General features: G+C 43.4%; 9 protein-coding genes and 4 tRNA genes. 7 read left to right on the top strand and 6 right to left on the bottom strand.

From position 1 onward, the window contains the following. Positions 1 to 3,683: retention module-containing protein (locus Q4492_RS07350; protein ID WP_303416592.1), on the bottom strand; the 3,683-nt coding region annotated here is incomplete at its 3' end. A 324-nt stretch (positions 3,684 to 4,007) separates the two neighbouring features. On the opposite strand from Q4492_RS07350, the gene Q4492_RS07345 reads away from it, so the two are divergent. The 4 genes from Q4492_RS07345 to Q4492_RS07330 all read left to right on the top strand — a co-directional run bounded on the left by Q4492_RS07345 (position 4,008) and on the right by Q4492_RS07330 (position 4,390). Then, positions 4,008 to 4,083 (top strand) — tRNA-Asn (locus tag Q4492_RS07345). 24 nt (positions 4,084 to 4,107) lie between these two features. Further along, positions 4,108 to 4,183, top strand: a tRNA-Asn gene (locus Q4492_RS07340). 17 nt (positions 4,184 to 4,200) lie between these two features. Continuing rightward, positions 4,201 to 4,277, top strand: a tRNA-Pro gene (locus tag Q4492_RS07335). A 36-nt stretch (positions 4,278 to 4,313) separates the two neighbouring features. After that, positions 4,314 to 4,390 (top strand) — tRNA-Pro (locus Q4492_RS07330). Between the two features lie 23 nt (positions 4,391 to 4,413). Here Q4492_RS07330 and Q4492_RS07325 read toward each other — a convergent pair. The 5 genes from Q4492_RS07325 to Q4492_RS07305 form a co-directional block, all read right to left on the bottom strand. Continuing rightward, positions 4,414 to 6,174 carry a sugar phosphorylase gene (locus Q4492_RS07325; protein ID WP_303416591.1) on the bottom strand — a complete coding sequence of 587 codons (1,761 nt, stop codon included), beginning with the start codon at positions 6,172 to 6,174 and terminating at the stop codon, positions 4,414 to 4,416. Positions 6,175 to 6,199: 25 nt separating this feature from the next. Beyond that, a complete protein-coding gene (locus Q4492_RS07320; RefSeq protein ID WP_303416590.1) occupies positions 6,200 to 7,435 on the bottom strand; it encodes a glycosyl transferase in 1,236 nt (411 codons plus the stop codon). 1 nt (position 7,436) lies between these two features. Beyond that, positions 7,437 to 8,309, bottom strand: a complete 873-nt coding sequence (locus Q4492_RS07315) for a mannosyl-3-phosphoglycerate phosphatase (protein ID WP_303416589.1) — start codon at positions 8,307 to 8,309, stop codon at positions 7,437 to 7,439. A 299-nt stretch (positions 8,310 to 8,608) separates the two neighbouring features. Then, positions 8,609 to 9,892: a M18 family aminopeptidase gene (locus tag Q4492_RS07310; protein ID WP_303416588.1), complete on the bottom strand. Its 1,284-nt coding sequence runs from the start codon at positions 9,890 to 9,892 to the stop codon at positions 8,609 to 8,611. A gap of 16 nt (positions 9,893 to 9,908) precedes the next feature. After that, positions 9,909 to 10,424, bottom strand: a complete 516-nt coding sequence (locus Q4492_RS07305) for an FKBP-type peptidyl-prolyl cis-trans isomerase (RefSeq protein WP_303416587.1) — start codon at positions 10,422 to 10,424, stop codon at positions 9,909 to 9,911. Positions 10,425 to 10,575: 151 nt separating this feature from the next. Between Q4492_RS07305 and Q4492_RS07300 the strand changes: the two genes are divergently transcribed. The 3 genes from Q4492_RS07300 to rpsA all read left to right on the top strand — a co-directional run bounded on the left by Q4492_RS07300 (position 10,576) and on the right by rpsA (position 15,396). Next, positions 10,576 to 12,657: a carboxy terminal-processing peptidase gene (locus Q4492_RS07300; RefSeq protein ID WP_303416586.1), complete on the top strand. Its 2,082-nt coding sequence runs from the start codon at positions 10,576 to 10,578 to the stop codon at positions 12,655 to 12,657. Positions 12,658 to 12,703: 46 nt separating this feature from the next. Beyond that, positions 12,704 to 13,483: a hypothetical protein gene (locus Q4492_RS07295; RefSeq protein ID WP_303416585.1), complete on the top strand. Its 780-nt coding sequence runs from the start codon at positions 12,704 to 12,706 to the stop codon at positions 13,481 to 13,483. A 233-nt stretch (positions 13,484 to 13,716) separates the two neighbouring features. Further along, the gene (gene rpsA / locus Q4492_RS07290) at positions 13,717 to 15,396 is read left to right on the top strand and encodes a 30S ribosomal protein S1 (protein ID WP_303416584.1); all 1,680 of its coding nucleotides are present in this window, start codon (positions 13,717 to 13,719) and stop codon (positions 15,394 to 15,396) included. Positions 15,397 to 15,539: the final 143 nt, after the last annotated feature.

Genomic DNA, 15,539 nt, shown 5'->3' with positions numbered 1-15,539 from the left:
ATGGTGAACGTATTGCTGTTGCTTCCTGCTGGGATCTGAACGCTAGCTTGACCTGTGAAGTCTTCACCATCTTTCGCCACACCGCTGTACGTGAAGGTTACGGTGATTGGTGTAGTAACATCGCCTGCTGGCTGATCAACGCTGATGGTATACGGCGTTGTAATATCGCCTTCAATCACCGTTGCTGGACCGGTAAGTGAAACAGTGGCTGTTTCAGTGGTCGGTTCAGTGGTATTTGGATCCGCGTCATCGGTGATCTGCGTTTCAACACTGTTGTTGGTCGCATCTTCAGCAATATGCTCGAAGTTAGTATCGGTAATGGTATCGATCGTAATGGTGAAGCTCTCAGCGCCTTCCGCCAACACATCATCTAAGGTATCGATCGTGAACGTGTTTGAGTTGCTACCCGCTGGGATCTCAACGCTAGCCTGACCGGTGAAGTCTTCACCATCTTTCGCAACACCACTGTACGTGAAGGTTACGGTGATTGGTGTAGTGACATCGCCTGCTGGCTGGTCAACACTGACGGTATACGGCGTAGTGGTATCGCCTTCAACAACACTGCTAGGCCCTGCAATAGAGACATAAGCCGTTTCTGTATCTGGCTCAGTCGTATTGGGATCTGTGTCATCAGTGATCTGCGTTTCAACACTGTTGTTGGTCGCATCTTCAGCAATATGCTCGAAGTTAGTATCGGTAATGGTATCGATCGTAATAGTGAAGCTCTCAGCGCCTTCCGCCAACACATCATCTAAGGTATCGATCGTGAAGGTGTTGCTGTTGCTACCCGCTGGGATCTGAACGCTAGCTTGGCCTGTGAAGTCTTGACCATCTTTCGCAACACCGCTGTACGTGAAGGTTACGGTGATCGGTGTAGTAACATCGCCTGCTGGCTGATCCACAGCTACGGTATATGGCGTTGTAGTATCGCCTTCGATAACAGACGCAGGGCCCGTTAGGGAGATATACGCTGTTTCCGTATCCGGCTCTGTCGTACCTGGATCCGTGTCATCAGTGATCTGCGTTTCAACACTGTTATTGGTCGCATCAGCGCCGATCGTTGGATAGTTGGCATCCGTGATGCTGTCGATCGCAATGGTGAAGCTCTCTGCACCTTCCGCCAACACATCATCTAAGGTCGCGATAGTAAAGGTGTTGCTATTGCTACCTGCTGGGATCTCAACGCTAGCCTGACCGGTGAAGTCTTCACCATCTTTCGCAACACCACTGTACGTGAAGGTTACAGTGATCGGTGTAGTTACACTATCCGCTGGCTGATCAACGCTGACGGTATACGGCGTAGTGATATTGCCTTCAATAACACTTGACGGGCCTGTTAGGGAGACTGTCGCGGTGTCATTATCAATAATGGTGGTCTCAACACTACTATTGGTCGCATTTCCAGCAATATGCTCGAAGTTCGTATCCGTAATGCTATCGATCGTAATGGTGAAGCTCTCTGCACCTTCTGCTAGGGCATCATCCAAAGTACCGATCGTAAAGGTATTTGAGTTGCTGCCCGCTGGGATATCAATCGTTCCAACACCTGTGAAGTCTTGACCATCTTTCGCAACACCCGTGTAGGTGAAGGTTACGGTGATCGGTGTAGTGACATCGCCTGCTGGCTGGTCAACGCTGACGGTATACGGCGTAGTGGTATCGCCTTCAACAACACTTGATGGGCCTATCAGTGAAACGGTCGCCGTTTCAGTATCTGGTTCGGTCGTGGTTGGATCGGCATCATCCAAAATCTGCGTTTCAACACTACCGTTAGTCGCATCTTCAGCAATATGCTCGAAGTTAGTATCGGTAATGGTATCGATCGCAATGGTGAAGCTCTCAGCACCTTCGGCCAATACATCATCTAAGGTATCGATCGTGAAGGTGTTGCTGTTGCTACCTGCAGGGATCTCAACGCTAGCCTGACCGGTGAAGTCTTCACCATCTTTCGCAACACCGCTGTACGTGAAGGTTACGGTGATCGGTGTAGTAACATCGCCTGCTGGCTGATCAACACTGACGATATACGGCGTAGTGGTATCGCCTTCAACAACACTGCTAGGCCCTGCAATAGAGACATAAGCCGTTTCTGTATCTGGCTCAGTGGTATTTGGATCCGTGTCATCGGTGATCTGCGTTTCAACACTGCCGTTGCTCGCATCCACAACAACATGTTCAAAGTTGGTATCGGTGATGGTATCGATCGTAATGGTGAAGCTCTCAGCACCTTCCGCCAACACATCATCTAAGGTATCGATCGTGAAGGTGTTGCTGTTGCTACCTGCTGAGATCTCAACGCTAGCTTGGCCGGTAAAGTCTTCGCCATCTTTCGCAACACCGCTGTACGTGAAGGTTACGGTGATCGGTGTGGTTACACTGGCCGCTGGCTGATCAACACTAATGGTATAAGGTGTTGTAGTATTTCCTTCAATAACAGTAGAAGGGCCTGTAAGCGAAATAGTCGCAGTATCTTCGTCACCTGGAGGATTATCAGAGCCGACCTGGTCTTCAATTGTAGTAGTAATACTTCCATCACCTACAACTAAATTTTCATAACCGCCCCCAGTGCTACCCGTAATACTTACAGTGAACTGCTCACCATTATCGGCATATGAGTCATCTGTAGTCACTACATCAAATGTTGTAGATATAGTACCTGCAGCAATGATGACATTTGTATTAACAGGAACTAAATCACCGTTATCTGTAGTGATATGCCCAGTAACTACACTTATAACGAGATCTGTTAACGGTGGATTACTTACCGTAACCGTATATGTTGCCACCTCACCTTCAACGACCGTTGTCGGCCCATCAATATCTAATACAACTGTGTCTTCATCCCCTGGAGGGTTATCACTGCCGACCTGATCCAAAATTGTTGTCGTAACAGCGCTGGCATCAAATTCTATATTTTCAAAACCGCCGCCCACAACGCTGTCAAAAGAAACATTGTACTGCTCACCACTATCGGCAAAGTAATCATCATTCGTTTGAACGTCAAAAGATACGGAGCTTTGGCCTGCTGGGATTGTCACATCCATATTTAGAGGGACTAAATCACCATCTTCTGTGGTCACATGACCCGTAACAACACTGATTGTCATATCAGTTAATACAGGCCGACTTACTGTAATAGTATAAGTAGCGATTTCACCCTCAACTACTGTACTAGGACCGTTGATGCTGATAACAGGCTGAACCAAAGCGATCTCATCGCCTTCATATAGAGGTCTATCAGTATCACCCTGACCAAAACCTGTAGTTTCATAACCAGCATTTGGATCAATTTCTTCCGCTGTACGTAGGATATTGACTGTAGTAGAGCCTTCGTTACCTTCAGCACCCTGCTCACCACCTGCAGCGGTTTCTTCTGCAACATCAGTAGGGTCGGCACCTGCTAAAATAGCAGCTTGAATCGATTCGGCATCAGCAGTAGCTTCGCTCGTATCAAAATTATCAGACTCTAGATATGTTTCACTACTCGCCAACCAATTCTGGCCGCCATCTAATTTGACTAGGTCACCATTATCCATAGCAATTTCTATAGATGCATCAGGTGTAACACGAATAAGCTCATCTGCATGAACCTCATCGCCCAGCGTCAAAATGCGCTCAGAACCATCGGATTGAATTGCAACTGCGCGACCAATTAAGTGTGAAACCGTACCTATAACACTCATATCTAATAAAATCCTTTAAAAACCTTTGGGTGATTACACCTTTATAGTTATAAAGCACAATAAAAACTATTGTACCGAGGTACAGGTGGGCTCAATTCTTGAGATTTTTTTTATATATTTTTTATATAGATAGCAAAAACACCTCCATAGACTTAGCCCAATAAAAAACACATAAAAGCACAACCCCCTGAACAACAAACAACCAATTATTAAAACTACTGTTTAACTATCAACCAACCCAGCCAATCTTTTAAAAAATTGGCAAAAATCTCTTGACGATCTGCAGCTGCGTCATTAAGATACGCCGCACTTTCGAGGTACAGATCCCTGATAGCTCAGTTGGTAGAGCAGTAGACTGTTAATCTATTGGTCGCTGGTTCGAGTCCAGCTCAGGGAGCCAATATCTTGAAAGTACAACTGAAAATCCCTGATAGCTCAGTTGGTAGAGCAGTAGACTGTTAATCTATTGGTCGCTGGTTCGAGTCCAGCTCAGGGAGCCATCTGAAAAGATGAACGTCGGAGTGTAGCGCAGCTTGGTAGCGCATCTGGTTTGGGACCAGAGGGTCGTAGGTTCAAATCCTATCACTCCGACCACTTTTCTCTTTTGGCTTTACTGCATAGCAGTTATGTCGGAGTGTAGCGCAGCTTGGTAGCGCATCTGGTTTGGGACCAGAGGGTCGTAGGTTCGAATCCTATCACTCCGACCACTTCCTATTTTACCCTTCCTTTATTACTTTTCGTTTGATAACCAAATACTTTGGTAAGGCGCAAGCTCGATCGTAGCATGCAGGTCATCAAAAACATCATCACTCAATAGATCTGACCATTGATGCGTATTTATTAAGTTTAGATCCGATAAAAGCAATGCTGCTGGCTTATCACTAAGATTATTCAAACAAAAAATACTCTGCCTTCTATTAATCCCTTGTCGCCAAAAACCAAATATCTGATCTCCTAAATGGAGGGTAAATTGCGTTGCATTAGGATGGAAAGCTGTCTGCTTTGTACGAATGGAAATAAGCCGTTTCATCGCATCAAAAATATATGCGTAATGTGAAGTTTCGTCACCCAGAAGCTGGACCAATGAATCATACTCCCAATGATGACGATTAATTGAACGAAAATGCCCCGTCATTTTGACTCGTTCATGATCATTAAGACTACCCAACAAGCTTTGGAAATAGATGCCTGGTATACCTTCCAGTGCCAACATTATTCTATGCGCACACAGAAAGCGTTCCACACCAAACTCATCCTCTCCTTCTATCGTTCCCTGCAGAGCCTCAAAGAGAGTAATATTGATCTCATAAGGCTTATTTACTCCATCTTCTAAAGCACGCCACGAAACATGCCCTCCCCATTCCTGCATCCTGTCTGTCAACATTTCAACTTCAGTATCAGGTAAGATTCCCTCCACTGGCCGTAAACCAATACCATCATGGGAAGCTATAAAGTTGAAATAGGCCGTACCATCCTGCGCAGGAGGCATACTCATCATCCACTGCTTTAAATAAAAACTTTGGCCCGTTAAAAGCGCATGCAAGAGCAAAGGCGGCAGTGAAAAGTTATAGACACAATGAGCTTCATTAGCATTACCAAAATAGGATAGGTTTTCCCTACTCGGTATATTGGTCTCAGTAATAATCATGGCAGTAGGGCAAGCAAATCCGATCAAAAGCCGCAATAATCGAACAACCTCATGGGTTTGCTCTAAATTCAGGCACGTTGTCCCGCTCTCCTTCCACAAAAAAGCAATGGCATCCAAACGAAAAATATTAACGCCGTTATCCAGATAGAAGCGAACAAGCTTTACAAACTCTTTTAAAACTTTTGGATTTCTAAAATCAAAATCTACTTGATCATGACTGAAAGTACACCAAACATGCTGAAGCCCCTTTTCCGTTTCAACCTCTCTCAACAAAGGAGTTGTTCGGGGACGAACAACTTGAGACAGATCATCGTCAGGGCTCGCCACATAGAAATAATCACTTCCAAGCCCCTCTCCTTTAATGAAGTTTTGAAACCATCCGCTCTCACCTGAGCAGTGATTAATAACAACATCAGACATCAAACGAAATTCAGCAGCCAGTTTTTTAATATCTTCCCACTCGCCAACTGACTCTCTCACTTTATAATAATCACTAACGGCAAAGCCATCATCTGAGCTATAAGGGAAAAAGGGCAACACATGCACGCCATTAATGACCCCATCGCACTGCTCATGCAGAAAACGATGCAATGTTGTTAGCGCTCTTTTGCCAGGCTCATATAGAGAATCACCATAAGTAATCATAATGACATCGCTTTCATCCCAATAGTTTTTATGGGATACAGGTACGCCATCAACCTGCTGCAGACGCATTATTTCAACAAGCTCCGAAGCCAAATCAGCCAACATTTCGACACTTTTTTCAGAATATATAACCTGGAGATGGTTAGATATCTGAAAACTTAATTGCTCACTGGCTGAATTACTAACACTACGATCCATATCTGCAACATCCCTATTTAAGAAACTATTTAAGCGTCTCAGCCATAAACTCTTTATGATCCAATTCAACAGCCTCAACCAGACGATCAAATACGTCTGGCATCGCACTACTTACTCGACTCCAGCTTGGTATAAATGGTGTATCCATGGCGTTACCGAGAAACTGCTCCCCTGCTGTAATGATGTTCCGCGAAAACATTTCGACAGCCTGTTCTTCACCATGAATATCTAGCTGCAACCCATTCATAACTGCATCATTGTGATAGGTTTCAATAAAGTCTAAGGCTATACGGAAATACGTTGCTTTAATGGTACGGAAAGTTTCGCTATTAAAAGTATGTCCTTGCGTGGCCAACTTTCTAAATAACGCCTTAGTGATATCTATGGACATCTTAGACAGCCCCGCATTCTTATCATCAAGGGATAAGTTTTGGTGCTTGTGATCATACTGGTCCGCAATATCGACCTGACAGAGGCGGTTATTTGAATAATTACGGTGCATCTCTGACAACACACCAATCTCTAAACCCCAATCACTCGGAATGCGTATATCACTTAAGACATCACGACGAAAAGAAAACTCTCCCGCCAAAGGATAACGGAAGCTATCCATATACTGCAGATATTCAATCTCCCCAAATACTTTCTTTAATGCGCGCAATAATGGCGTAACCAGCAATCGACACACCCGACCATTAATTTTCCCATCCGCAACTCGCGCATAAAAACCTTTACAAAACTCGTAGTTAAACTGAGGGTTAGCAACAGGATAAATAAGCCTCGCCAACATATCTCGGTTATAGGTCGTGATATCGCAGTCATGCAAAGCCACAGATTCTGCACGTCCTGACGCCAGCACATATCCCATGCAATACCAAACATTTCGTCCTTTTCCTGGTTCTTTAGGGGCTAATTTCAAAGATTGAAGTTCTGCATCCAATTCTCGTAAACGGGGACCATCATTCCAAAGAATGCGGTGATGCTGCGGAAGCTTTTTAAAAAAATTCTGAGCAAAGCAAAACTGCTCTTCATTAGCTCGATCAAGCCCGATAACAATCTCTGACAAATAGGGCACTTTACAAAGTTCGTCAACAATATGCCCTAACGCAGGCCCCTCTAACTCAGAAAAAAGTGAAGGTAAAATAAGTGACATGGGCCTTTTCCGGCCAAACCGAGTTAACTCAGCCTCTACCTCTTCAATGGGCCTATTCGACAGATTATGTAGCGTAGTAATAATTCCATTCTGATAAAAATCAGCCATATCAACTCCTAAGCTTATTCTGCAGATAGTCAATAATATCTACATCTATGGATGTTTCTTCCGTACTCAAAAATTCACGCATACCCTCAACCCAACCTTGCGGGCCTAGTTGCACAGAACGGTAAATATTTGAATGCTTAATATCTGGAAAATCATGTACAGGTGATCGAATGGCGAGAGCACAATCCGCAACTTCTAACATCTCCCTGTCGTTATAACTATCACCTGCGGCAATAGTTAAAAATGACTCCTTTGGTGAATCATTTTTATATCTTTTACATAGCCACTGAAGGGCACGGCCTTTATCACAATGACCGGTAACATGCAGAAAACGCCCTCCCTGCAAAACGGTTGCTCCCGAGCTCTTTAATGCTTCGACAAAAAGAGATTTACGCTCATTGGAGCCCTTCCACATCACTGGCTCGCTATATTCTCGCTGATTAGCAAGCTCCGCAGCGTGCTCAGACAATCCGGTGAGCCTAACAATCCCATCGGTACCCAAGGACGTGAACGTCTCAAACTCACCGTTAAATTCATCCTCCATCTCAGATAATAAATTTATCCAAAATTCACGAGGTTTAGAGAACTGATAACAATCGTATCCATCTAAAGGCTCACAACCAGATGGGGTCGCTGAAAAATACCCTTGTGGAATAAAAACAGCGGCACCATTTTCCACCACGAAGGGGTGAAGGTTTTTAAGCTCAGAGCGCAACACTTTTAACTCAGCCCGGGTTTTACTGGTCACAGGGATAACAGGTACCCCCTTTTCTCGGAAAAGCTCTAATAAAGGAGCCGCAGCTAGATAGCTATAACTAAAATGGTCTAATAACGAACCATCCAAATCCGTAAACACCAGCACCTTTTTAAACATTCTCTCTCCCATAGTAAGAACGTGCACCAGAATCAATCACTCACAAACAGCGCACCAAAAAAGTGCAAATTTATCTTTATGAATAAAAATAACACCTTATACAAGAACCCTTGCACAAAACATACCGATTAAAAATTTCGAACAGAGAGGAGCACTAGAATGGCTAGTTCTGAATTTAATAGCTGAAGAAATCAGCATAGAGCGCAAACAAGAGAGAAAACTCTCACAGCTAATCTTGGCATAGAAAAAAGCGCTAAAACCAATAATTTTAACGCTTTTCGATCTATCTCTTACTAAAGTTAAATCCTATCTTCGCGGTAGAACTGCTCTAAAATCTTAATTAAAGCTCCCACGTCCCGAACACCGGCTAATTCCCTAATTGAATGCATAGCAAACTGCGGCACACCTATATCTAAGGTTTTAACCCCAAGCTCTGCTGCTGTAATAGGCCCAATTGTGCTACCACACCCCATATCGCTACGCACAACAAAAGACTGAACAGGAACACCTACCTGCTGAGCTAAATCCCTGAACAAACCACTCGTTTCACTATTAGTAGCGTAACGTTGATTCGCATTAATTTTGATCACTGGCCCCGCATTGAGCAAAGGACCATGATTTTCATCATGTTTATCCGCAAAATTCGGATGAATCCCATGGGCATTATCGGCAGAGATCAGCATAGACCGGTTAATCATTCTGACTCGATCCTCGACAACGGGCAGCAAACGCTCTATAACTTGGCTCAACATCGGCCCTTGCGCACCCGCAGCACTCATGCTGCCAACCTCCTCATGGTCATTACATACTAATAACACACCCTCTTCTGAATCAGCATTAAGCAACGCCTTAAGACCCATAAAGCAGCTCAGCAGATTATCTAGCCGTGCAGAAGCAATAAACTCATCTTCAAGTCCAACAATAGATGGACCCTGTGTGTCATATAATGAAATTTCATAATCAAGAATTTCATCAATATCAGATACACCCTCTTTATTTAACTGCTGAGCAAGAATGGACTTAAAGTCACACTTCTCTTCACCTTGAGCCAAAATGACTGGCAACTGTGTTTGAGCATTAATTGTACGATTAGTGTTAGCATCACGATCTAAATGGATAGCCAAACTAGGCAGTAAAGCTACTGGCTTAACAAAATTAACTAATGCCTGCTGCCGCGATCGATTAGCATCTAAATAGCTAACTCGTCCCGCCATGGACAGATCTCGGTCAAACCATGGGTTCAACAAAACCCCACCATAAACCTCAACACCCAACTGCTGATAGCCTTGCCTACAAAGCTCCGGCAAAGGCTTAACTTTTAAACAAGGCGAGTCAGTATGAGCTCCCACCATTCTAAAACCTGATTCGAGTAAGCTTCGGTTCGCGGGCATGCTCCATGCAACAATGGAAGAGCCATTACGCACTGTATAATAACGACCGCCAGCACTTACACACCAAGCATCAGCCTCGTCAACACACTGGTAACCCGCCGCATCTAGACGCTTAGCCATCTCATTAACAGCATGATAAGGCGTAGGGGCTGATTGCAAAAAATCTTTAAGATCAACTAATAATTCAGACATAAGATTCCCTTAATTCCTACTCTGCAGCTGTAAAATCAATTAATTCAACCTTGAAGATCAACGTTGAATTAGCCGGTATATCATCTGTAGGGCTCGTTGCCCCATATGCAAGCGCGGAGGGTACAAACAACATCCACGTACTGCCTCTATTCATCATCATTAATCCTTCAATCCAACCTCTGATCACACGATTTAATGGAAAAACGGAAGGCTCTCCCCGCTGGTATGAACTATCAAATATATGCCCATCTACACGCGTGCCTTCATAATGAACAGTCACTAAGTCGGTAATTGAGGGCCTCTCACCCTCCCCCTGCTTAAGCACTTTATACTGCAAACCACTTTTTGTAGTAACAACCCCTTCCATCAAAGCGTTCTTTTGTAAAAAGACAGCACCCGCTTTGCTTACATCATCATTCAACGCTTTATCGACCAACTCCTGCCTAAACTTTTCTTCTGCGGCATCCTCACCACAGCCAAATAACAATGCCGATAACAGAGCTAAGCCTGCAAACCTAAAAACAAATTTCATTTTTTATTCCAATATAACCAGAGAATTAGAAGCAATTGATTTTACATCACTCTTCAGCATGTCTACACTCAACTGACGTAAGTTTGGGAACTAATCCCTTCCAAACGAGGTCACAACAGAATCTAGAGCTTAAAAAGTTAAGAAATACATTATGCATAGACCGCTATTAAATACACTTTTCATTACAGCGTTTTCTCTTTTAGCACCAATTACAGCTTACGCGCTGGTAACTCCGCTAGAAGCAGAACCGATTCACAAACAAACTCTGCTAGAGATCAATGAGTCATTAAAGCTTGGTCACTACAATCGCATCTCGATTGATGACTCTCTTTCCAATCAAATATTTGATCAATACCTAAAAGATTTAGACCCATCTCGCAGTTATTTTTACAAAAGCGATATTGATGAATTTGAACAGTATCGCTACACCTTGGATGACAGCATAAAAAAGGGGGATCTAAATGATGCCTACTTTATCTATAACCGCTTCCAGAAACGCCTTGAAGATCGCTTAAAATTCACCATCAGCGAACTAGAAGAAGGCAAAAAATTTGACTTTGATGTTGATGAAAACTTAAACACTGATAGAGAAGAAGCACCTTGGATTACAACCGAAGAGGAGATGAATGCTCTTTGGGATCGTCGTTTAAAAAGCGCTTTACTCAATCTTAGGTTTGCTGAAAAAACAGACGAAGAGGCAAAAGAGGTTTTAATTAAACGTTATAATAACCAATTAAAACGCTCTCTGCAGGTGAATAGCGAAGATGTATTCCAAACATTCGCTAACGCTTTTACTAAACAATATGACCCTCACACACAATACTTTTCACCTAGAAAATCTGAAAACTTCAAGATAAACATGAGCTTATCTTTAGAAGGGATTGGGGCTGTATTAAAAAGTGAAAACGAATTCACCCAGATTGTTCGCTTAGTTCCTGCTGGCCCTGCTGATAAAACAGGACAACTAAAAGCCACCGATAAAATTATCGGTGTTGGTCAAGGCGAAGACGGCGAAATAGAGGACGTAATTGGGTGGCGATTAGATGATGTTGTACAACTAATTCGCGGCCCGAAAGATACAACCGTACGCTTAGAAATAAAAAGTTCAGATCAAGAAGAAAGACCATCAAAAATCGTTAAGATTGTGCGAAACAAAGTAAAACTGGAAGAACAATCAGCACAAAAACGTGTTATTGAAGTGAATCATTTAGGCAGAGACTTCAAACTTGGCGTTATAGAAATTCCCGCATTTTATATCGACTTTGCGGCACTACAAAGAGGTGATGATGATTATAAAAGCACCTCTCGCGATGTAGAAAAATTAATTGCTGAGCTAAAAGAAGAAGAGATTGATGGCCTAATTATCGACCTTCGAAATAATGGCGGCGGCTCACTTAGGGAAGCCAATGATACGGTCGGCTTGTTTATTAAGCATGGACCCACTGTCCAAGTCAAAGACTCGTCGGGACGTGTAGAAGTACTACGTGACCGAGACTCCAAAGTCGCTTACACAGGTCCGGTAGCGGTCATGGTAAATCGCCTCTCCGCTTCCGCATCAGAGATTTTTGCCGGAGCGATTCAAGATTATCATCGAGGCATTATTATCGGCGGACAAACATTTGGTAAAGGGACAGTACAAACCTTACTTCCCTTAAACCATGGCCAACTTAAATTAACACACGCTAAATTTTATAGAATTTCAGGTGAAAGCACCCAGAACAAAGGGGTCATGCCTGATATAGACTACCCAACCCTATATGATCCTGAAATCATCGGCGAAAGTGCGCTCGATAATGCTCTATCTTGGGACAAAGTTCGCTCAGCTCCTCATGGCACCTACCCTAGCGTAGCAGCTTTTCTTGGTCAGATTGATAAACGCCACCAATCTCGCACATCAGAAGATCCTGACTTTGTCTTTATGCGCAAACAAGTCGAGCGCTTAAAAGAGGTTCGTGAAGAAGGTAGTCTAATTCCGCTACGGGAGTCAGTACTTAAGCAGGAACGCGATAGCGCCGAAGCATGGCAAGTAGAAGCTGAAAATATTCGACGTGCGCAAAAACAGCTTCCGCCGATAAAGAAACTATCCGACCTAGACGATGAACTGGAAAAAGATAGCCAAGGCCGCGCTATTAATCCTGAATCTGAAGCAATGCTGGTTGAAAGTGGCCGCATTCTATTAGATGCTGTACTGATGCAACTACAATATTCCGCTACCCAATCGGAACAGAATTAATCAGTACAATTGAGGCTTATTTTTAGCCCCATAATAAAGGCTTTGGATGAAAAACAAAAAAAGCGTAGTCTTAATTATTCTTATTCCTTTGATTCTGGCCGCCTTAGCAGGCGGCGGTTTCCTTATGTATAACCAAATGCAAGGCCAACACGCTGAAAATCTAAAAGACCTTGAGAAATTTGGTTTTACCGTTCTACCTACCAATACCCACTCCGAAACAATCGGTGAGCTAGGCGCAAAGCAGCTCCCTTCTACCTTCTATGAAAGCAAAGCCACCCCAACACAGAAAGTAATCAAAGGGTTAATGGCAGATAATGAACAGCTTATTGAAGAGCAAAAAGAGCTTCGTGCTGAAATAGAAACCCTGCAAGAAAAAATAGCCTCTTTACAAACCTACAAAGAGCTTAATGAGCACTTCGCCCCACTCACCATGGCAGAAGAGATAACAGCCGTAGAAAGGCAACTAAAAAAGCTATTACTTGATATGCCTGACGCCAGGCGCTTCTCAAACTTAAAAATAGAAGCGATGTCGGCAGCGGCTGGGCACGAATATAAAAAATTCATTGGCGCTAAACGACTAATCTTGTCAGACAATGAACGCGAAATGCTAATTAGAGATTATATGCCTGAATTCGCTTTCTGCGTAGGCGATGGAATAGATATTGCCGCAAACTCTCCACGGGAGGAGCGGCTCATTACCACTTTTTTCCGTAAGCAAGACACAACAATCCTCCCTTCAAATCTCAAAGCAGACTTAGATACAGTTGTAAAACCATGCCAAACCGCGCTTTATGAGCGCCTCAGCAATTATGACAAACCTATTTAATTGCTAAATATCTGGCCATAAAAGCACCTATTAACAGCAAAACCTATGTAAAGCTTATGGTTTTACTGTATAATGCGCGCTCAATTTCTATTGAATTGGGTGCTAAACCGGTCAAAACGCCCTTTTTGAACTACTTAAAACTGACCCTGTAAAACCGGTATTACAGGCTGAAGCGCTACAGTCCCATTAAACTTATAAAATGGTATGTGGCCCTTACATATAGGACATTTTCAATGAGCGAAAGCTTTGCTGATCTGTTTGAAGAATCCCTTCAATCACTAGACATGACCCCTGGCAAATTAGTAATTGGTGAAGTTGTTGATATCGACAGCGACTGGGTTACTGTACATGCTGGTCTTAAATCTGAAGCAATCATCCCGCGTTCACAGTTCCTTAACGATGCTAATGAACTTGAAATCAAAATCGGTGACGACGTTAAAGTTGCACTAGAAGCGGTTGAAGATGGCTTTGGTGAAACGCGTCTGTCTCGTGAAAAAGCTAAACGCGCTGAAGCTTGGGAAGTTCTGCAGACTAAATTTGAAGCTGAAGAAACTGTTAAAGGTTACATCAGCGGCAAAGTTAAAGGCGGCTTTACTGTTAGCATCAACAACATCCAAGGCTTCTTACCAGGTTCTTTGGTAGATGTACGTCCAGTTCGTGACGTTGATCACCTAGAAGGTAAAGAGCTTGAATTTAAACTGATCAAACTAGACCCTAAGCGTAACAACATTGTTGTTTCTCGCCGTGCGGTTCTACAAGAAGCTAACAGCGCTCAACGCGATGAGTTGCTAGCCGTTCTTGAAGAAGGTCAGGAAGTTAAAGGTTTCGTTAAGAACCTAACTAACTACGGTGCTTTCATCGATCTAGGCGGTGTTGACGGCCTTCTTCACATTACAGACATGGCTTGGAAACGTATTTCCCACCCATCTGAAATGTTGAACCCAGGTGACGAAATCACTGTTAAGATCATCAAATTCGACAAAGAATCTGGTCGTATTTCTCTTGGTCTTAAGCAACTATCTATGGACCCATGGGCGCTTATCAAAGAGCGTTACCCATCCGGTGCTAAGTGCCAGGCGCGCATCACTAACCTTACTGATTACGGTTGCTTCGCATCTATCGAAGACGGCGTAGAAGGTCTAGTACACGTTTCTGAAATGTCTTGGACTAACAAAAACATCCACCCATCAAAAGTTGTAAACATTGGTGATGAAGTGGAAGTTATGATCCTTGATGTTGATGAAGAGCGTCGTCGTATCTCTCTTGGTATCAAGCAGTGTACTGCTAATCCTTGGGTTACTTTCGCTGAGCAGTTTGCAGCTAACGACAAAGTTACTGGTACAATCAAAACTATCACTGACTTTGGTATCTTCGTTGGCCTACAGGACGAGCTTGACGGTCTAGTTCACATGTCTGACATCACTTGGGAAGCTGATGCTGAAGCAGCTCTACGCCAGTTCAAGAAAGGCGAAGAAGTTGAAGCAGTTATCCTTTCTATCGATGCAGAAAAAGAGCGTATCTCTCTTGGTATCAAACAGCTTGAAAGCGATCCATTCGCTGAATACGCTGCAGCAAACGATAAAGGCACTATCGTAAACGGTAAAGTTATCTCCGTTGAAGCGAAAGGCGCTGTTATTGAACTAGCTGAAGGTATCGAAGGTACGCTTAAAGTTTCTGAGATCTCTGTTGATCGTATTGATGACGCAACTACAGTACTTAACGTTGGTGACGACGTTGAAGCTAAGATCATCACAATGGATCGTCGTAACCGCGTAATCAACCTGTCTATCAAAGCGAAAGAACAGGCTGAAGAGAAAGCAGCAATCTCTGCTGTACGCAATGCTGAAGTTGAAGTTGCAGGCCCAACTACCATTGGTGACCTAATCAAAGCTCAGCTAGACAACCAGAAGTAAGAAACGCTTAAGCCAACACTGGCTTAACATTAAAAACCGCAAACAGGCCTCTGTTTGCGGTTTTTTGTTTTATTCACAACAAAATCCTTTTATTCTCTTTACCTTACCTCTTAAAAAAATACCCACAGGAAACATTTCTTACT

The sequence above is a fragment of the Neptuniibacter sp. 1_MG-2023 genome (assembly GCF_030547185.1).
In the GTDB taxonomy this organism is placed as follows: Bacteria; Pseudomonadota; Gammaproteobacteria; order Pseudomonadales; family Balneatricaceae; genus Neptuniibacter.
Note: the sequence above shows the minus strand (reverse complement) of the source record. Positions and strands in the feature narration are given on the sequence as shown.